Origin of the sequence: Micromonospora sp. NPDC007230, assembly GCF_042869115.1 — a bacterium.
Classification (GTDB): Bacteria; Actinomycetota; Actinomycetes; order Mycobacteriales; family Micromonosporaceae; genus Micromonospora.
In genome coordinates this window covers 150024-169251 of record NZ_JBIAFE010000004.1, presented here as the reverse complement: position 1 = coordinate 169251, position 19228 = coordinate 150024, and the positions used below count along the sequence as shown (strand labels likewise).

General features: G+C 71.9%; 19 protein-coding genes. 5 read left to right on the top strand and 14 right to left on the bottom strand.

Going from position 1 to position 19228, the window contains the following annotated elements:
* Positions 1-73: 73 nt before the first annotated feature.
* From ACFYML_RS07915 to ACFYML_RS07885, 7 genes are all read right to left on the bottom strand, one after another.
* On the bottom strand, positions 74-820 hold the full coding sequence (locus ACFYML_RS07915) for an MBL fold metallo-hydrolase (RefSeq protein ID WP_387419866.1): 747 nt from the start codon (positions 818-820) through the stop codon (positions 74-76).
* Positions 821-1045: 225 nt separating this feature from the next.
* Entirely contained in the window at positions 1046-2011 is a 966-nt protein-coding gene (locus ACFYML_RS07910) for a pyridoxal-phosphate dependent enzyme (RefSeq protein WP_357434050.1), read from the bottom strand.
* Positions 2012-2022: 11 nt separating this feature from the next.
* Entirely contained in the window at positions 2023-2406 is a 384-nt protein-coding gene (locus ACFYML_RS07905) for a MoaD/ThiS family protein (protein WP_387274071.1), read from the bottom strand.
* Positions 2407-2476: 70 nt separating this feature from the next.
* Entirely contained in the window at positions 2477-2965 is a 489-nt protein-coding gene (locus ACFYML_RS07900; protein WP_073832356.1) for a Mov34/MPN/PAD-1 family protein, read from the bottom strand.
* A gap of 55 nt (positions 2966-3020) precedes the next feature.
* The gene (locus tag ACFYML_RS07895; protein ID WP_387420010.1) at positions 3021-3518 is read right to left on the bottom strand and encodes a DUF2017 domain-containing protein; all 498 of its coding nucleotides are present in this window, start codon (positions 3516-3518) and stop codon (positions 3021-3023) included.
* Positions 3519-3520: 2 nt separating this feature from the next.
* On the bottom strand, positions 3521-3811 hold the full coding sequence (gene clpS / locus ACFYML_RS07890; RefSeq protein WP_357434056.1) for an ATP-dependent Clp protease adapter ClpS: 291 nt from the start codon (positions 3809-3811) through the stop codon (positions 3521-3523).
* Positions 3812-3926: 115 nt separating this feature from the next.
* The gene (locus ACFYML_RS07885; protein WP_387419865.1) at positions 3927-5501 is read right to left on the bottom strand and encodes a hypothetical protein; all 1575 of its coding nucleotides are present in this window, start codon (positions 5499-5501) and stop codon (positions 3927-3929) included.
* A gap of 201 nt (positions 5502-5702) precedes the next feature.
* On the opposite strand from ACFYML_RS07885, the gene ACFYML_RS07880 reads away from it, so the two are divergent.
* The 4 genes from ACFYML_RS07880 to ACFYML_RS07865 all read left to right on the top strand — a co-directional run bounded on the left by ACFYML_RS07880 (position 5703) and on the right by ACFYML_RS07865 (position 11560).
* Entirely contained in the window at positions 5703-8381 is a 2679-nt protein-coding gene (locus ACFYML_RS07880) for a LuxR C-terminal-related transcriptional regulator (RefSeq protein WP_387419864.1), read from the top strand.
* A gap of 16 nt (positions 8382-8397) precedes the next feature.
* Entirely contained in the window at positions 8398-9684 is a 1287-nt protein-coding gene (locus tag ACFYML_RS07875; RefSeq protein WP_073832351.1) for a nicotinate phosphoribosyltransferase, read from the top strand.
* Between the two features lie 14 nt (positions 9685-9698).
* Positions 9699-10280 carry an isochorismatase family protein gene (locus ACFYML_RS07870; RefSeq protein WP_387419863.1) on the top strand — a complete coding sequence of 194 codons (582 nt, stop codon included), beginning with the start codon at positions 9699-9701 and terminating at the stop codon, positions 10278-10280.
* Positions 10281-10345: 65 nt separating this feature from the next.
* Positions 10346-11560, top strand: coding sequence for an MFS transporter (locus tag ACFYML_RS07865; protein WP_387419862.1), 1215 nt, complete (start codon positions 10346-10348; stop codon positions 11558-11560).
* Positions 11561-11660: 100 nt separating this feature from the next.
* On the opposite strand, the gene ACFYML_RS07860 is transcribed toward ACFYML_RS07865, so the two are convergent.
* The 3 genes from ACFYML_RS07860 to ACFYML_RS07850 all read right to left on the bottom strand — a co-directional run bounded on the left by ACFYML_RS07860 (position 11661) and on the right by ACFYML_RS07850 (position 15390).
* On the bottom strand, positions 11661-12143 hold the full coding sequence (locus ACFYML_RS07860) for a hypothetical protein (protein WP_387419861.1): 483 nt from the start codon (positions 12141-12143) through the stop codon (positions 11661-11663).
* 237 nt (positions 12144-12380) lie between these two features.
* Positions 12381-14141, bottom strand: a complete 1761-nt coding sequence (gene ctaD / locus ACFYML_RS07855; protein WP_387419860.1) for a cytochrome c oxidase subunit I — start codon at positions 14139-14141, stop codon at positions 12381-12383.
* 142 nt (positions 14142-14283) lie between these two features.
* Positions 14284-15390, bottom strand: coding sequence for an FAD-dependent monooxygenase (locus tag ACFYML_RS07850; protein WP_387419859.1), 1107 nt, complete (start codon positions 15388-15390; stop codon positions 14284-14286).
* A 341-nt stretch (positions 15391-15731) separates the two neighbouring features.
* Between ACFYML_RS07850 and ACFYML_RS07845 the strand changes: the two genes are divergently transcribed.
* A complete protein-coding gene (locus tag ACFYML_RS07845) occupies positions 15732-16877 on the top strand; it encodes a cellulose binding domain-containing protein (RefSeq protein ID WP_387419858.1) in 1146 nt (381 codons plus the stop codon).
* Positions 16878-16942: 65 nt separating this feature from the next.
* On the opposite strand, the gene ACFYML_RS07840 is transcribed toward ACFYML_RS07845, so the two are convergent.
* The 4 genes from ACFYML_RS07840 to ACFYML_RS07825 form a co-directional block, all read right to left on the bottom strand.
* Positions 16943-17362, bottom strand: coding sequence for a hypothetical protein (locus tag ACFYML_RS07840; RefSeq protein ID WP_387419857.1), 420 nt, complete (start codon positions 17360-17362; stop codon positions 16943-16945).
* A gap of 4 nt (positions 17363-17366) precedes the next feature.
* Complete coding sequence (locus ACFYML_RS07835) at positions 17367-17732, bottom strand: hypothetical protein (RefSeq protein ID WP_387419856.1); 366 nt, start codon at positions 17730-17732, stop codon at positions 17367-17369.
* On the bottom strand, positions 17729-18124 hold the full coding sequence (locus tag ACFYML_RS07830) for a hypothetical protein (RefSeq protein ID WP_387419855.1): 396 nt from the start codon (positions 18122-18124) through the stop codon (positions 17729-17731). Before ACFYML_RS07830 ends, ACFYML_RS07835 begins: the two co-directional genes overlap by 4 nt.
* A 304-nt stretch (positions 18125-18428) precedes the next feature.
* On the bottom strand, positions 18429-19217 hold the full coding sequence (locus tag ACFYML_RS07825) for an aldo/keto reductase (RefSeq protein ID WP_387419854.1): 789 nt from the start codon (positions 19215-19217) through the stop codon (positions 18429-18431).
* Between the last annotated feature and the right edge of the window lie 11 nt (positions 19218-19228).

The window sequence follows — 19228 nt, the reverse complement described above, 5'->3', positions numbered from 1 at the left end:
GACGGGTGCGTCAGGCGACCAGCCGCTGACGGATCGGCGAACACTACGGCAACGCGGCGCGCCGCCGTCGCGGTCAGACGTCGTAGCAGGCCCCGGGGCGGACCACGTCCAGCGGCCCGACGTACGCCCCGGCCGCCGACTCGACGGTGTGCGCCTCGCTGCCCCAGGCCGCCACCAGATGGGTGAGCAGCAGTCGACCCACCCCCGCCTTGGTGGCCGCCTCGCCGGCCTCCCGGCCGGTCAGGTGCAGGTCCGGCGGGTTCTCCACGCCGTCGAGGTAGCTGGCCTCGCAGAGGAAGAGGTCGGCGCCCTGGGCGAGGCGCAGCAGCGCATCGCAGGGCGCGGTGTCCGCCGAGTAGCAGAACACCCGGCCGTTGTGTTCCAGCCGCACGCCGTACGTCTCGATCGGGTGGTTCATCCGGTCGACGGTGACGGTGAACGGGCCGATCGGGAAGGTGCCGGGCTGGAGCCCGTAGAACTGGTAGACGTCCTCGACCGTGCTGTCCTCCTGCCCGTACGCGCTGGCGATCCGGTCCGGCGCGCCGGAGGGGGCGTAGACCGGCAGGGGCGGGTATGGGCCGTCGGGGGCGTAGCGGCGCACCACCACGTAGGACGCCGCGTCGAGCATGTGGTCGCAGTGCAGGTGGGTGAGGAGGATGGCGTCGGGGGCGTGCAGCCCGACGTAGCGCTGGAGGGTGGAGAGCGCCCCCGGGCCGAAATCGATCAGGAGGCGGAAGCCCTCCGCCTCCAGGAGGTAGGCGGAGCAGGGGGACTCGGGGCCGGGGAAGCTGCCCGCGCAGCCGAGGACGGTCAGTCGCATCCGGTCGCCCCGATGTCACGCTTCGTAGTCGAAACGCCGGCAGTCGCTCCGCCGATGATCACAACCGACGCGTACGCCACGCTGCGCAGCCTACGCGTCGGTCCGGGCGGGCAAGAATGATCCAACGGAAGTTGTCATCAACGTGACACCCGTACACGTCCGGTGCCGACATGGCGGGGGCGGGCCGGCCGGCGGATGACGCCGACCGGCCCGAACCGCCAACCGTCAGGCCCAGAGCTGCCCCTCGAGGGCGTCCTCGGCGTCCGCCAGGGTGCCCCCGTACGCCCCGGTCGACAGGTACTTCCAGCCGCCGTCGGCGACCACGAACGCGACGTCGGCCGGGCGGCCCGCCCGGACCGCCTCGTGCGCCACCGCCAGGGCGGCGTGCAGGATCGCGCCGGTGGAGAAGCCGGCGAAGATCCCCTCCACCTCGACGAGCTGCCGGGTACGCAGTACCGCGTCCCGGGTGCCCACCGAGAACCGCCGGGAGAGCACTCCCGCGTCGTAGAGCTCGGGGACGTAGCCCTCGTCGATGTTGCGCAGGCCGTAGACCAGCTCGCCGTAACGGGGCTCGGCGGCGACGATCTGGATGCCGTCGACCTTCTCCCGCAGGAAGCGCCCGGTGCCCATCAGGGTGCCGGTGGTGCCCAGACCGGCCACGAAGTGGGTGATCGTGGGCAGGTCGTGCAGCAGCTCCGGCCCGGTCGTCTCGTAGTGCGCCCGGGCGTTCGCCTCGTTGCCGTACTGATAGAGCATCACCCAGTCGGGGTGCTCGGCGGCGATCTGCTTCGCGGTGGCGACGGCCTGGTTCGAGCCGCCGGCGGCCGGCGAGAAGATGATCTCCGCGCCGTACATCCGGAGCAGCTGGACCCGCTCGGTGGAGACGTTCTCCGGCATCACGCAGACCAGCCGGTATCCGCGCAGCTTGGCCACCATGGCCAGGGAGATCCCGGTGTTGCCGCTGGTCGGTTCCAGGATGGTGTCACCCGGCCGGAGCTGCCCCGCCGCCTCGGCCGCGCGGACCATGAACAGGGCGGCCCGGTCCTTGATGCTGCCGGTCGGGTTTCGGTCCTCCAACTTGGCCCAGAGCCGCACCGGCGGCGCCCCGTCGGGCACCGTCGGCGAGAGCCGGGGCAACCCGATCAGGGGCGTACCGCCGCAGGCATCGAGCAGGCTGTCGTACCGCGCCATGACGACCGCCGTCAGCGGCGCGCTGCGCGCACGCCAGCCGCCGCGGCGGCACTGTGCTGCGCGATCGCGGCTGCCGCCGCACTGTGCTGCGCGATCGCCGCAGCGGCGGCGAAGCCGAACGCGCCGCCCGCCACGGCCGGCAGGATGGTGACGCTGTCACCGTCGTTGAGCTTGGCGTCGAGCGCGCCGAGGAAACGGACGTCCTCGTCGTTGACGTAGACGTTGACGAACCGGTGCAGCGCGCCGGCGTCGGTGACCAGCCGGGCCTTCAGGCCGGCGTGCCGGGCGTCCAGGTCGGTGAGCAGGTCGGCGAGCGTGTCGCCGGTGCCCTCGACGACCTTCGCGCCGCCGGTGTAGCTGCGCAGGATGGTGGGGATGCGAACCTCGATGGCCATGATGTCTCGTGCTCCTTGAACGGGTAGTGCCAGGTGACGGGGGAAAGAAGGAGGTGCCGGTGCTGGAAGGTCAGCGGCCGGAACACTCGTAGTCGACCGTCGCCGGGCTCTGCCCGAACATGTAGGACTGGACGGCGTGCGGGTCCACGGCGGCATCCACGATCCGGACCGGCTCCTCGGTCACCACCCCGTCGACGATGCGGAAGGAGCGGATCTCCTCCGTGTCGGGTTCGCGGGTCGAGACGAGCAGGTAGTGCGCTCCCGGCTCACCGGCGAAGGAGATGTCCGTCCGGGACGGGTACGCCTCCGTCGCGGTGTGCGAGTGGTAGATGACGACCGGCTCCTCGTCGCGGTCGTCCATCTCCCGCCACAACCGCAGCTGCTCCATCGAGTCGAACTCGTAGAAGGTCATGGAGCGGGCGGCGTTCTCCATCGGGATGTGCCGGGTCGGGGTGTCGCTGCCGGCGGGACCGGCGACCACGCCGCACGCCTCGTCCGGGTGGTCCCGACGCGCGTGGGCCACGATCGCGTCGATGATCGACCGGTCGATGCTCAGCACGCCGACCAGCCTAGCGCCTGGGCGTCACGGGCGGCGAGGTGGTGACCGTCACGAATCAGTCGATCAGGGCGTTGAGCAGGGATTCCTGCAGATACCCGAGGTATGCGTAGACCGACAGTTGGAACACCCGGGAGGAGGTCGGGTCCTCGGCGACCGCGTCGTCGAGCTCCTCCCCGAGGTCCATGCCGTCCTTGATCTCCAGCCGGACCCCCATGGCCAGCCGGGCGTCGTTGAGCGCCCGCAGCCACGCCTCGGCCGCCTCCGCGTCGAGGCGCACCTCGCCGCCGGCCTCACCGTCGGGCAACGCGGCGAGGATGGCGCCGGCCTGGTCGATCTTGGCGGTCTTGAGGTCACCCTCGGTGTAGCGGCGGAACTCCGCGGTGCTCGCCGCGTCCTCGGGGTAGACCGCGGGGAACAGCCGGCCGACCACCGGGTCGCCGTGGTCGAAGCCGTCGGTGAGCAGGCCGACCACCTCGGAGGCGACCTTGCGCAGCACCCGGACCTCGTCCACCGCGAAGATGGCCACGTAGCGGTCGCCGTGGCGACGGAACATGCTCACGACCTGTCCACCGTCGCCCAGAGGCCGTACGCGTGCAGCTGCGACGCGTCGTGCTCCATCCGCTCCCGGGCGCCACTGGAGACGACCGCCTTGCCCTTGTGGTGCACATCCAGCATGAGCTGCTCGGCCTTCTCTCGGCTGTACCCGAAGAGCTTCTGGAACACCCAGGTCACGTACGTCATGAGGTTGACCGGATCGTCCCAGACGATGGTCACCCAGGGCCGGTCGGAAGCCGGCACCTCTTCAGTGTCCGGCGTCTCGACCGGCGCAACCTGTGGAGCCGCCATGCCCCCCATCGTGCCACCGGATCCGGGGAACCGATGAACCGGAACGTCACCCCGGCCCGGATCACCCGCCCGGGCCGCCCACGGCGACCCGGCCGGCCGGCCGGCGACCCCGACCTCAGGCGAGCAGGATGCCGTGGTCGACAGCATCGGTGAGCACCGCCCCCAGCGAGAGCCGGATAACCTCGAAGCGACGGGACACCTCGCGGGACAGTTCCAGCTCGACCTCCCGCAGTGCCCGCTGCGACCAGGAGCGGGCGCTGTTCGGGTCGTCGTTGCCGGGGACGCGCCAGTGCTGCCAGCAGCCCCCGGAGAGCGCCACCCCGATCGGCGGCAGCACCTCGTCGCGGGCCGCGCCGGGGAAACCGGCCAGGGCGTCCGTCGCCCCGGTGCCGCTCAGCCCGGCCACCCCGGCCGTGCTGGTGACCAGGAGCACCCGGTCCAGCTCCCCGCCGGCCGGCTGGTCGGCGAGGCCCCACCGGACGGCGTGGGTGATCCGGCGCCGCACCCCCTCCGCCAGCGGCGCGCCGAAGACCCGGGCCGCCAGGTCGTCGACGATGCTCCGGACCGCCTCGTCGCACTGGGCGGTGGCGAGCAGCGACAACGCCTCCATCTCCCGGTCGAGCAGCTGCGGCAGGCCCGCGCAGCCGACCCCGAAGACGATCTCCTGCACCACCCGGAGGTGGATGTTGGCCAGCTCCAGGGCGAGGTGCTGGCGGATCCGCTGGGCGCACGAGCGGGCCTGACGGTCGAGGCGGTCGGTGGGGTCGCCCGGATCGAGCCCGGGCAGGACGGCCACCCGGTGGTGCACGCCGGGCGGCTCCGGCGGGTGGGCGCTGGCCCGCCGCAGCCCCTCGTCCGCCGCCCAGCCCACCAGGGCGCGGCGCAGGGCCGCGTGGTCCGCCTGCCGCACCGGGTACCAGCGGGCCGAGGCGAGGCCGGGCACCGCGGACAGCAGGGCCGCCCGGTGCGCCGCCAGGGAGACCTCCGCCGGGTCGACCCGGCGGTCCGCCGCACGCGGCCCGGGCGGCCGGGCACGACCGGCCGGCGCGACGGACGCCCCCGGGTCCTCCGTCGTCGTCGGGCCGACCGCCGGGGCCGCCCAGCCGGCCGCCCCGGGGGTGACCGCGAAGAACACCTCGACCCGAGCCCGGGCCACCTCCGCCAGCAGGTGCAGCTCACCGGCGGTGAACGCCTGGTCGGCGGAGATCACGAAGAGCAGGGCGCCGGCGCGGCCGACCGCGTCGAGCAGCACCTGGTCACCGGCGACGCCGAGGGAGCCGGTGTCCGGCGTGTCGAGCACCGAAAAGTGGCGCAGCAGCGGGTCGGGCAGGCTCAGCTCCACCCGGCGCGGCGGACGGGCCAGTGCCGGGCCGGCCGCGAGCGGATCCCCGCCGTACGAGTGCGGCTGGCGGTAGCCCGGCACGTACGCGGCGCGGGTCGGCACCTTGGCGTGGTTGACGAGCAGGCAACTGCCGGCGGGCAGGGCCAGCATGCCGGGCGCCACCTCGAGCAGGCCGGCGAGCAGCTCGCGCCGACCGGCACCGGCCGGACCCGCGACGACGACGGCCAGCGGCTCCTCGGGGCGGGGCTCGGTCACCCCGAGCCGGGTGGGCAGCGGGGCGCAGCGGGTTCGCTCGGCCGGCGCGCCCAGTTCGGACACGTCGACCGAGGGCAGCGGACGCTGCTTCATGAGATGGCCTCCCAACCAGGCGACCGGGTTGCGGACCGCGTCGCTTGGGAAATCCTGCGGTTAGTCTGGGCTGCCGGAAGAGTACTTCTGTCGCAAGTCCGACAGCGAACACTCCCGATACTCAGGGCTGATCGGCCAGTTACTCAACTTCGGTGCGTGACGCTCTGCGCGCGGACGGATTACCGTCGATATGCTGCTGGGATGAGTCGATGGGAGTTCGTCGGCCGGACGGAAGAGCTCGACCGTCTGTTGTCAACGGTCGGCGGCCCCGAGGGGCGCGGGTTGTTCTTCAGCGGCAGCGCCGGGGTCGGCAAGAGCCGACTGCTGCGCGAAGGGGTGGCCGCCCTCCCCACCGACCGGTACGCGATCTGGTCCGTCGCGGCCAGCGCCACCACCGCCGCGCTGCCCTTCGGCGGCCTGGTGCAGGTGCTCCCGGCCGAGCAGCCGCAGGGACTCTCCCCCGCCGGTGTCCTCCGCTGGGCCGTGGACATGCTCCAGCAGCAGGCCGCCGGCCGACCGATCGTGCTCGCGATCGACGACGCGCACCTGCTCGACCCGCCCTCGGCCGCGCTGGTCCACCTGCTCGCCCGCGCGGAGAACGCGACCGTGGTCGGCACCCTGCGCAACGGCGAGCAGATCCCGCTGCCGATCCGCGCCCTGTGGACCGACGATCTGGTCGACCTGGTCGAGCTGGCCCCGCTCGGCCCGGCCGAGACCGGCGGCCTGCTCGCCGCGATCTTGGGCGGCCCGGTCGACGACAAGTCGTCCGAGCGGCTGTTCCAGCTCTCCGCGGGCAACCCGCTGCTGCTGCGCGAGCTGGTGCTGGCCGCCTCCGGCGGCGGCGAGCTGAGCCGGACGTACGGGATGTGGAAGTGGACCGGCCGGCTGGAGCTGGCCCCCAGCCTCACCGACCTGATCGACATCCGGATCGGCCAGCTCACCCCCGGCGTGCGGTCGGTGGTCGAGCTGGTCGCGTTCGGCGAGCCGCTCGGCCTGCAACTGCTGCAGAAGGCGGTCGACCCGGCCGACGTGGAGGCCGCCGAGGAACGCGGCCTGATCACCATGGTCCACGACGACCGGCGGTTGGACGTCCGGCTCGCCCACCCCCTCTACGGCGAGGTGATGCGGCGGCAGTGCCCGGTCAGCCGGACCCGCCGGCTCCAGGCCACCCTGGCCGAGCTGCTGGAGCAGGTCGGCAAGCGCCGCCGGGACGACCTGCTCCGGGTCGCGGTGTGGCGGCTCGACTCGGGTACGGCGCAGGACCCGGCCCTGCTGCTCGACGCGGCCGCCCAGGCCTTCGGCCGGTACGACGTGCCGCTGGCGACCCGGCTGGCCCGGGCCGCGCTGGACGCCGACGGCGGCTTCGACGCCGCGGAACTGCTCGCCACCATCCTCATGTTCGGCGACCGGCCGGACGAGGCCATCCAGGTGCTCGACTCGGTCGCCGGGGAGATCGGCTGCGACCGGCGGCGCAGCCGCTGGCTCACGGTCCGCGGCATGGTCAGCTACTGGGGGCTCAGCCGCGAGTCCACGGTGGAGGAGATCGCGGCCCGCGGCGACGAGATGACCGACTCGGCCGACCGGGCCCGGGTCCGCGCCTTCGAGGCGATCATGCGACTGCACCGGCTGGACACCGACGCCGCGCTGCGGCTCGCCCAGGCCGTGCTGGACCGCCCGGCCTCCCCCATGGCGGCCCGGGAGCTGGTCCGCTGCACCATCGCCCACCTCCAGGCCGCGCAGGGGCAATACCAGCGCAGCGCCACCGCCATCGCCCTGGTGCAGGCGGAGGCGGCCCGCTGGCGGGGCGACATGCCATACCTCCAGCTCGCCATGGAGCTGGCCCGGGGCACCCGGCTGGCACTCTCCGGCGACCTGGCCGGCATCGACGCGATCGTCGCCGACGAGTTCGCCGACCTGGCCGGCGCGGGTGACTTCCGGCTCGGCACCGGCTACCTGGCCATCCTCCAGGCGTACGCGGCGCGGCTGCGCGGGCGCAGCGACGAGGCGCTCAAGACCAGCCTCGGCGCCTGCGCGGTGCTCGCCACCAGCCGGGTGTACGCCGGGCTGGCGCACGCCGAACGCGCCCAGGCGGCGGCCCTGCGCGGCGACGCCACGCACGCGGCCGAGGCGATGGCCGAGGCGGACCGGACCCACGCCCCGGGCATGGCGGTGCTGTATCCGTGGCTGGAGCAGGCCCGAGCCGCCGTGCACGCGGCCACCGGTGACCTGCCGACCGCCGCCAAGCACCTGTGCGCGCTGGCCGACCGGCTCCGCGAGGACACCCTCGCCGGCCACGAGCTGCTCGTCCTGCTCGACCTGGTCCGGCTGGACCAGGCCACCGCCCCGGTCGGGCCGATGTGCACCGACGGCGGCCGCCGTACCGTGGCGCAGCGCCTGGCCGAGCTCTCCGAGCGGGTCGACGGGGCGCTGCCGCCGCTGGTCGCCCGGTACGCCCGCGCCGCGGTCGAGGACTCCGTCCCCGAACTGCTGGCCGTCGCCGACGACTTCGCCGCCCGGGACCTGACCGTGTACGCCGCCGAGGCGACCGCGATGGCCCTGCATCGGCTCGGCCGGAGCCGGGTCGCGGCGACCGCGCCGGTCCGGGAACGGCTCGCCGGACTGCTCGGCCGCGGCGACCAGCTCTCCACCCCGGCCCTGCGGCGGCTCCGGCCCGCACTGAGCGACCGGGAGTGGGAGGTCGCGAGGCTCGCGGCCGAGGGCGCCACCAGCCGGGCCATCGCGGAGCAGCTCTACCTCTCCACCCGTACCGTGGAGAACCACCTCCAGCGGGTCTACAGCAAGCTCGGGGTGACCGGCCGGGCCGAGCTGCGGGCCGCACTGTGGTCGATGCCGGGGCACGACGGCGGGGATCCGGCCTGAACTTTAGGCTGGAGCCGTGAGCACCCTTCGCCCCGCGCTGCTGACCGACCACTACGAGCTGACCATGGTCAGCGCCGCGCTCCGCGACGGCACGGCCGATCGCCGCTGCGTCTTCGAGGTGTTCACCCGGCGGCTGCCGGCGGGCCGCCGCTACGGGGTGGTCGCCGGGACCGGGCGGCTGATCGAGCTGATCCGGGATTTCCGGTTCGACGCCGAGGAGGTCGAGTTCCTCCGCCGCAGCCGGGTGGTGGACGACCGGGCCGCCGAGTGGCTGACCAACTACCGCTTCACCGGTGACATCGACGGGTACGCCGAGGGTGACCTCTTCTTCCCCAGCTCGCCGATCCTCACCGTCTCCGGCGGGTTCGCCGAGTGCGTGGTGCTGGAGACGCTGGTGCTGTCGGTGCTCAACCACGACTGCGCGGTCGCCGCTGCGGCCGCCCGGATGGTCACCGCCGCCCGCGGCCGGACGCTGATCGAGATGGGCTCCCGCCGGGCGCACGAGGGGGCGGCGGTGGCCGCCGCGCGGGCCGCGTACCTGGCCGGGTTCCGGTTCACCTCCAACCTCGCCGCGGGCCACAAGTACGGCATCCCCACGGCCGGCACCGCCGCGCACGCCTTCACCCTGCTGCACGACGACGAGCGGGCGGCGTTCGCCTCGCAGGTCGCCACGCTGGGCAAGGACACCACGCTGCTGGTCGACACGTACGACATCAGCGAGGGCATCCGCAACGCCATCGCGGTGGCCGGGCCGGAGCTGCGGGCCATCCGGATCGACTCGGGCGACCTCGCGGTGATCGCCCAGCAGTCCCGGGAGCTGCTCGACTCGCTCGGTGCCACCGAGACGAAGATCATCGTCAGCGGCGACCTGGACGAGTACGCCATCGCCGCGCTCGCGGCCGAGCCGGTCGACATGTACGGCGCCGGCACCGCCGTGGTGACCGGCTCGGGCGCGCCCACCGCCGGTCTGGTCTACAAGCTGGTCGAGGTCGACGGCCGCCCGGTGGTCAAGCGCTCCGAGCGCAAGGCCACCATCGGCGGCCGGAAGGTGGCGGTACGCCGGCACAAGCCGACCGGCACCGCGACCGAGGAGATCATCGTGCCGCAGGGTGTGCCGGACCGGCAGCCGAACGACCGGCTGCTCCAGCACTCCTTCATCGTGCACGGCGAGCCGGTGGCGCTGCCCACCCTCGACGAGTCGCGGGAGCACCTGCGGCAGTGCCTGATCTCCATTCCGTGGGAGGGCCTGAAGCTCTCCGGCGGCGACCCGGCCGTTCCGGTCACCGTCGTACCCGCGACCTGAGGAGGACCGCCAGCGTGAGCAACGCTTTGATCATCGTGGACGTGCAGAACGACTTCTGCGAGGGCGGCTCGCTGGCCGTGGCCGGCGGGGCGGGCGTGGCCGCCGGCATCTCGCGGCTGCTCGCCGCCGAGCCGGACCGGTGGGACCACGTGGTGGCGACGAAGGACTACCACATCGACCCGGGCGCCCACTTCGGCGAGCCGCCGAACTACGTCGAATCCTGGCCGCGGCACTGCGTGGTCGGCACCCCCGGGTCGGAGTTCCACCCCGACCTGGAGACCGGCCGGGTTGAGGCGATCTTCCACAAGGGCGAGTACGCGGCCGCGTACTCCGGGTTCGAGGGGCACGCCGAGGACGGCGAGTGCCTGGCCGACTGGCTGCGCCGGCACAGCGTCGACCGGGTCGACGTGGTGGGCATCGCGACCGACCACTGCGTCCGGGCGACCGCCCTGGACGCCGCCCGGGAGGGGTTCGGCACCACCGTGCTGCTCGACCTCACCGCCGCCGTGGCACCCGAGACACTGGACGTGGCGCTGCGGGCCATGGACGGCGCCGGGGTCACCATGCTCGGCACGCCTGTGATCAGGGCCGCTTGACCAGGTAATCGGTTGCTGATTGTCGTACCCCCGGTCGAGGATGTGCGCCGGAGGTACGGACCGTCGTGAACTTGAAGCCTTACCGGGAGGCGCTCGCCCTGCCCGGTCTCCGGTCGCTGCTGCTGGTGTCGGTGCTGGCCCGCATCCCGCTCACCGCGACCGGGGTGACGCTCACCTTTCACGTCGTGCTCGACCTCGGCCGGGGATACGGCGCCGCCGGCCTGGTCGGCGCCGCGTCGACCGTCGGCGCCGCGCTCGGCTCGCCGCTGCTCGGGCGGCTGGTCGACCGGCGCGGGCTGCGCCCGGTGCTCCTGCTGACCACCATCGCCGAGGGGATCTTCTGGGCCAGCGCCCCGGCGCTGTCGTACCCGGTGCTGCTGCCGGCCGCGTTCGTGGCCGGGCTGCTCGCCCTGCCGGTCTTCTCGGTGGTTCGCCAGTCGGTCGCCGCGCTGGTGCCGGCCGAGCGGCGCCGCCCGGCGTACGCGCTGGACTCGATGTCGGTGGAGCTGTCGTTCATGGTCGGCCCGGCGCTGGCCGTGGCCGTGGCGACCGCCGTCTCCCCGCGGCTCACCATGTGGGCGGTCGGGGTCGGCATCGTCGCCTCCGGCATCGGGTTCTGGCTGCTCGATCCGCCGACCCGCAGCGCCGATGAACCGGCCGGCCCGCACCGGAAGGTGCCCCGCCGCGAGTGGCTGACGCCCCGGCTGCTCGCCGTGCTGGCGGTGAGCCTGGCCGCCACCCTGGTGCTCGGTGGCACCGACGTCGCCGTGGTCGCCGTGCTGCGCGCGGGCGGCGAGGTCGGGTGGACCGGGGCCGTGCTGGCCATGTGGGCGGTGGCGTCGCTGGTAGGCGGCTTCGCGTACGGGGCGGTCACCCGTTCGTTCTCCCCGCTGGTCCTGATGGCGGTGCTCAGCCTCACCACGATCCCGGTCGGGTTGGGCGGGGCGCACTGGTGGCTGCTCTGCCTGGCGCTCATCCCGGCCGGGGCGCTCTGCGCGCCCACCATCGCCTCGACCGCCGACGCGGTCAGCCGGCTCGCCCCGGCCGGCGTACGCGGTGAGGCGATGGGCCTGCACGGCTCCGCCGTCACCGTCGGCATCGCGCTCGGGGCGCCGCTCGCCGGCGCGGTGATCGACGCCTCGTCCCCGCCGTGGGGCTTCGCGGTCACCGGCGCGATCGGCGTGCTGGTCGCCCTGGCGGTGCTCCCGATCGAGCTGCGGCACCGCCGGCAGGCCGCCGCCGCCGGACGAGAACCGGAACTCGCGACCGCCACACCGTGACGCACCGCCGGTGAACGGTGTGCCGGCACGACATGGCACGGGACCGCCGCCTCGAAGGCGACGGTCCCGTCATGACTGCCGCTCCGCACGGCACTCCGGGTCAGGTCCGGGCGTTGTACGTGGGGGTGCAGTACTCCTGAGTGCCCTGCACGATGCACATGCGCAGGCCGACGAGAGTGTCCTCGGCGATGTCACCGGTCTGGAAGCCGGTGCACCAGGGCGAGTTGTGGCCGCGGGTGGAGGCGACCCGGTCGGTCTGCCAGGGCGAGGTGGGGTTGATGTCCATCCGCATCTCGATGCCCCAGCCGTCCGCAAGCTCGTCGCACGCCATGATGGCGTCGCCGGGGAGGCCGCCTTCCGGGTCGGCCTGGAACTGACCCCAGCCGACAAGGGTGTTGTTGCCGGAGGTGTAGATGTAGATGTTCTTAGTGCAGGAGGTGGAGCAGCTCCCGGTCGGATTCATCTCGGACCAGTAGCCGGAGGGCAGAGCCGCCTGAGCCGGCCCCTGTGCCGCGACGACGACCGCGGTGGTGGCCAGCGCGATAACAGCGGCGCGGAGCGGTGACAGAGCCTTACGAAGCACGATTGCCTCCTACTGGGGCTGGACGCGCTGGTCCCTCCCCGTGTCCCAGTAGCGGAAAAGTGTCACGGGAAGTTCAGCGGACGGCTACCGCCCCTTCACACCCCCGTGCGCGTTCGACCATAGTGGACGTACGGCCAACGATCAACTCCGATATCTGACGGGCCCAGGACGGCACCAACGGCAGCGGGCGCCGCACCCCGATGGGTGCAGCGCCCGTGACGCAGACTCGGCAGCGGGTCAGCGCCGGTCGAGGTTGCTGGCGACGTCCTCCTGGTAGCTGGCGCCACCGTTGGATTCGCTCGTCAGCGGCTTGGCGCCACCCTCCGGCGGGCCAGCCAGGCTCTGCTGCCCGGCGGCCAGCTCCGGGAACTTGAGGTCGAACGCCGGGCGCTCGGAGCGGATCCGCGGCATCCGGTCGAAGTTCCGCAGCGGCGGCGGGGACGTGGTGGCCCACTCGAGCGAGTTGCCGTAGCCCCACGGGTCGTCGACCTCGACCACCGGACCGGCCTTGTACGACTTCCAGCAGTTGTAGATGAACGGCAGCGTCGAGATACCGGTGATGAAGGCACCGATCGTGGAGAGCGTGTTCAGGAAGGTGAAGCCGTCGCCGGGGAGGTAGTCGGCATACCGCCGGGGCATGCCCTCGTTACCCAGCCAGTGCTGCACCAGGAAGGTGGTGTGGAAGCCGATCATGGTCAGCCAGAAGTGGATCTTGCCCAGGCGCTCGTCGAGCATCCGGCCGAACATCTTCGGGAACCAGAAGTAGATGCCGGCGAACACGGCGAACACGATGGTGCCGAAGAGCACGTAGTGGAAGTGCGCCACCACGAAGTACGAGTCCTGGAGGTGGAAGTCCAGCGGCGGGCTGGCCAGCAGCACCCCGGTCAGGCCACCGAAGAGGAAGGTCACCAGGAAGCCGATGGAGAACAGCATCGGCGACTCGAAGGTGATCTGGCCCCGCCACATGGTGCCGATCCAGTTGAAGAACTTCATACCGGTCGGCACGGCGATCAGGTAGCTGAGGAAGCTGAAGAACGGCAGCAGCACCTGGCCGGTGGCGAACATGTGGTGCGCCCAGACGCTCATCGACAGGGCGGCGATGGCGATGGTCGCGGCGACCAGGCCCTTGTAACCGAAGATCGGCTTCCGGGAGAAGACCGGGATGATCTCGGAGATGATGCCGAAGAACGGCAGCGCGATGATGTAGACCTCGGGGTGACCGAAGAACCAGAACAGGTGCTGCCACAGCATCGGGCCGCCGGTGGCCGGGTCGTACACGTGCGCGCCGATCAGCCGGTCCGCGGCGAGCGCGAAGAGCGCGGCGGCCAGCAGCGGGAAGACCAGGATCACCAGCAGGCTCGTGACCAGCATGTTCCAGGTGAAGATCGGCATCCGGAACATGGTCATGCCGGGGGCGCGCAGGGTCAGGATCGTGGTGATCAGGTTGACCGCGCCGAGGATGGTACCCAGACCGGAGATCGCCAGGCCGACCACCCACATGTTCCCGCCGACGCCCGGCGAGTGCTCACCGTTGCTCAGCGGCGTGTACGCCGTCCAGCCGAAGTCGGCCGCGCCACCGGGGGCGATGAAGCCGGCGGTCGCGATGGTGCCGCCGAACAGGTACAGCCAGTAGGCGAAAGAGTTCAGCCGCGGGAACGACACGTCGGGCGCGCCGATCTGCAGCGGCACCACGTAGTTCGCGAAGGCGAACACGATCGGCGTCGCGAAGAACAGCAGCATGATCGTGCCGTGCATGGTGAAGAGCTGGTTGTACTGCTCGGGCGACAGGAACTGCAGGCCCGGCCGCGCCAGCTCGGCGCGCATGATCAGGGCCATCAGGCCGCCGATCATGAAGAACGCGAACGCGGTGACCATGTACATGATCCCGATCTGCTTCGCGTCCGTGGTGCGCAGCAGCCGCGCGATGGCCGACCCCTTGACCGGCTCGCGGACCGGCCAGGGCCGGGTCACGACCGGCTTGGGTGCGACGGTGGTCACGAGTGGCCTCCGGTTCTGGGTTGTCCCGCTCGGCAAACGCTGGTCATCTGCGCAGCCGTCATCCGCAAGGAGGATAGTCCCCGGCAGGTGGCACCGCCTCCGGGGGTGGGCCGCTACGATCACCGCCGCCCGGCCCAGCGCCTCAGAGCGGGTCCACGAGAAGCCGGTAGTGCTCCTGGAAGATGCGCCCGCCGCGGCCGCGCAGCAACGGGTCGCGCAGCGCCGGCGGCACGTCGCGGGTCCGGTTGCGGTCCCGGGTGCGGTCCCGCACCCAGCGGGTACGCGGCCGGCGGCGGCTCTCGTACGCGACCAGGGCGGCCTCCACGCTGCCGGCGGCCTGCAGCGACTCGGCGAGCACCACGGCGTCCTCGAGTGCCATGGCGGCACCCTGGGACAGGGTCGGCGCGGTGGCGTGGGCCGCGTCACCGACGAGCAGCACCCGGCCCTGGTACCAGCGCCCCAGCTCGACCTCCTCGGTGATCTCGACGTGCACGTCGTCCAGCGCGGCGAGTATCTCGGGGACCGGGCCGCCGTAGGAGCCGAACAGCTCGTGCAGGCGGGCGAGGGGGTCGGCCGGGACGGTGGTGCCCGCCTCGTCGGCGTAGCAGTGCAGCCCCCCGGCGCCGATGGGCACCACCAGGAAGCCGGCGCGCTGGCCGAGCAGGGCGGTCCAGTCGGCGACCCGGGGGCCGCCGCGGACGATGCCCCGGTAGACCACCTGGCCGGCGGGGCGGGGCGGGCCGCCGAGCGCGCCCAGGGTACGCACCGCGGAGTGCGGTCCGTCGGCGCCGATGACCAGGTCGTAGTCCCCGCAAGTCCCGTCGGTGAAGCCGACGGTGACGCCACCGGGGCGCGGCTCGACGGCGCTGACCTCGGCACCGTGCCGGACCGCCCCGCCGGCGCCGGTGAGCAGCACCCGGTGCAGCTCGGCGCGGGGCAGCGCCCGGCACTCCCCCACCCCGGCCCACAGGCCGTCGAGGTCCACCTCGCACAGCGGCGCGCCGGACGCGTCGAGGAACCGCTGGCGGTGGATGACCTGGCCGAGCGGGCGGAGCGGGCCGTCCAGGTCGAGCCGGCGCAGCGCCCGGGCCGCGTTTCCGGGGAGGTAGAGACCGGTGTCGGCGCGCTCGGTGGGGGGCAGCCTCTCCGTGACGTCGGGCCGGAACCCCGCCAGCCGCAGCGCTCGGGCCACGGCGAGACCGGCGATGCCTGCGCCGACGACGAGGATGCGCAGGGGTGGACCACCCATGGTGGGGTACGCCTCCGGAGGGGTTCGGCACGCGTTGGAGGCACGACACTACTCCCCGCAACCGAAGGGCGGAAGGGCCCATCGGCCCTGGCGGCACCGCCCGTCGGCGCGGCGCGGCGATCCCACCAGCAGGAGTCCCACGTCGACCGGGGGAGGTCGCGCCACGCCACCCGGCGCGGGAGCGAGTGGGCGGTCACCCGACGTCGACATCCGGGACGGATCCGACCGGATGGTTGCGGAAGGCTCTCAGACATGTAAATGTGTTGCGACCGGACTGGGAGCGCTCCCGGTCCTGCTCGCCGGCCCGAACCCGCCATCCTCCCCGCCACCCAAGGAGCACCATGAAGCGTCCACTGAGAGCCCTCGCGGCCGCCGCGCTGCTGGCCGCCGGTTCGCTCGTCGCCGTCGTCCTCGCCGGTGGCAACGCCTCCGCCGACACCCAGATCTGCGAGCAGTACGGCTCGACCGTCATCGGCGGCCGGTACGTCGTGCAGAACAACCGGTGGGGCACCAGCGCGCAGCAGTGCATCAACGTGACCTCCACCGGCTTCTCGATCACCCGGCAGGACGGGGTGGGGAACACCAGCGGCGCGCCGGTCTCCTACCCGTCGATCTTCGTGGGCTGCCACTACACGAACTGCTCGCCCGGCACCAACCTGCCGGTCCAGGTGAAGAACATCAGCAGCGCGCCGAGCAGCATCAGCTACAACTACGTCAGCGGCGCGACCTATGACGCCGCGTACGACATCTGGCTCGACCCCACGCCGAAGCGGGACGGGGTCAACCAGATGGAAATCATGATCTGGTTCAACCGGCAGGGCCCAATCCAGCCGATCGGCTCGCCGGTGGGCAACGCCACCGTGGCCGGGCGGACCTGGGAGGTCTGGCGGGGCAGCAACGGGTCGAACAACGTCATCTCGTACCTGTCGCCGTCGGCGATTCCGAGCCTGAGCTTCGACGTCCTGGCGTTCATCAACGACACCAGAAACCGTGGTGCGATCACCAACGACTGGTACCTGACCAGCATCCAGGCCGGCTTCGAGCCGTGGCAGGGCGGCGTCGGCCTGGCGGTGAACTCGTTCTCGCAGAGCGTCAACACCGGCGGCACCCCGCCGCCGACGACCGCTCCCCCGTCGTCCCCGCCGCCGACCACCACCCCGCCGTCGGGCAGCGCGTGCTCGGTGAAGTACACCCCGAACGCCTGGAACAACGGCTTCACCGCCGACGTGCAGATCACCAACACCGGCTCCGGCACCGTCAACGGCTGGACGCTGACCTACAACCTGCCCGCCGGGCAGCAGATCACCAGCGCGTGGAACGCCACGGTGACCCAGAGCGGGTCCGCGGTGACCGCGCGGAACCTGGCCTACAACGGGACGCTGACGCCGGGTGGCTCGACCAGCTTCGGCTACCAGGGCGCGCTGAGCGGGACGTACTCCTCCCCGACGACGTTCACCCTCAACGGCAGCACCTGCACCAGGGCGTGATGTTGGGGGCACCTGGTGAAGGGGGCGGGCCGCAGCCCGCCCCCTTTCATTCGTTCCGGCTCAGCTCACCAGTCCTCGCACGGGACGTGGCTCGACCTCAGGCAGTGGTCGTCCAGCATGAGCGCCACCCGATACCGGCCAGTGTCCGCCAGCTTCTGGTAGACCTGCTCCCCCACCTCCGCCTCACGTAGCTTCTCGGTGGTGAGGTCGAGATGGAAGGGGTGGCTCAGCGGCTGTTCGTCGTCCCTCGGCCAGTAGGTCACCGACACCTCGAATTCCTCGGTGCCAGCAGCCCCGACCCCGTACCTCAGTGCCGCCTCACGCGTCGGTCCATCGACTGGTGGCACGTAGGCGAAGAACGTCCGATGTCCCTTCGTGACGTCGTGAAACTGGACGCCGAACAACGCAGCCAGCTCAGCAACCAGCGACTCGAGAGGATCGCCGCCGACATCGTCGAGACGGCCCAGCACGATCTCTACATCCATGGATCTACGATCCTGAAATGGAAGCTCGACCTTCTGCTGGCTGGCTGCTTCGACCTCGCAGGACCGAGAGGATCAGCAGCGCCATTCCAGCCGCATTGACGGAGGTCAATCCCAGATCGGCCGCGACCAGCCCGGGCGGGAAATCGGTGATCTCGGGAATGCCACCATCGAAGTGGTCCCGACCCATGGTCCGGGACCACTCGTCCAGGAGGACCCCCCACCACAGCCCCGCGGCGTAGCCAACGGCGAGAATCGCGAAGCCGGTGATCGCTGTGCCGGCCGCCGAACCCAGCCGCCGACGCTGCAGAATCGCCATGACCAGACCTACCAACACGATCGTGGGGTAAGGCAAGTCCGAGAGGTGGTTCATCGCATCACCCTGCCAGGCACGTTGTCGACGCTGCCAGGCTCGGAATCCCTGTCGGCCGGGTCAGCGTCGGGGCCTCGCGGCCGCCGGGCCGCGAAGATCGACAGCACCAGTAGCAGCATTCCGATGATGCTCAATGCCCCGGCGAGAGTCCTGATCGGCTTGTTCCACCGCAGCACGATACGCCAACCTTCGTCGTGGTCACCGACCAACAAGTCCAGCTGATACAGCGTCCACACCGTGTTCGCCATCAGCGCGACGATCAGCATCGCCAACGCCCCCAAGGCCGCCCACGCCACCGGGCCGAGCCGCCGCCGCCGAAACAGCACCAGCCCCGACCCGGCCAGCAGGACGACGAGTTCAGGCATGGCCGCAACCACCAGCAGCAATGTCAACAGGTGTCTCCCCCGGGGCATTCATCCGTAGCTAACGCTACGGCGAGCCGCTGGCGTCCGCCGAAACAGGCCCGCGCAGCAGCGTACGCATCCGTTCCGGAGCCGCATCCTGGCCCCGCTGCGCAACCTCGCATCAGCGCCCTGCACCTGTCCGAACGCCCCGCCATCACCGAAAGCCATCCGATGGGCTCAGGTCGGTTCGAGGCAACGCGAATCGGCGGGCAGAACCTGCCCCAATGGCAAACCCGGACGCCCGCAAGAGAACCGCCCGCGGATCGCGGCGACAGCGCACCAACGACTCGAGTCAGCCACCCAAGGCGTCGATGTCGCGCATTTCCTCGGCGGTGAGCGAGAAGTGAAAGACGTCGGCGTTGGCCTGGATCCGCTCCGGGTGGACCGACTTGGGGATCACCACGATCTCGTGGTCGATGTGCCAGCGGAGCACCACCTGCGCCGGGGAGACGCCGTGGGCCTGGGCGATGCGCACCAGCACCGGGTCGGAGAGGTCGCTGGTCTTGAACGGGCTGTAGCCCTCCAGCACCACGCCCCGGTCCCGGTGGGCGGCGTGCGTCTGCCGGTCGTACAGCGTCGGGCTCCACCGGATCTGGTTGACCGCCGGATTCTCCTCGGTGGCCTGGATCAACTCGTCGATCTGGCTGATGCTGTAGTTGCTCACCCCCACCGTGCGGACCAGGCCCTCGTCCCGGGCGGCCAGGAACTCCCGCCACACAGGAATGCTGTCCCCCGGCGCGGACGGCGGCCAGTGGATCAGCCACAGGTCGACGTAGTCGGTGTCGAGGGCCCGCAGGCTGGCCTCGATGGCCTCCCGCTCCCGGCCGACCTGGTCCGGCAGCATCTTGGTGGTGAGGAAGACGTCCTCCCGGCGCAGCCCGCTCTCCTTGACCGCCCGGCCCACCTCCTCCTCGTTGCCGTACATGGTGGCGGTGTCGATCATCCGGTAGCCGGCGTCGAGGGCGGCGAGCACGGCGTCGTAACCGGCCCGGCCGGTGGCCTGCCAGGTGCCGAACCCGAGCAACGGGATCCGGACGTCGCCGGAGAGCGGGACGGTGGGTTGCTGCTCAACACCAGTCATGGCGGCTGTTC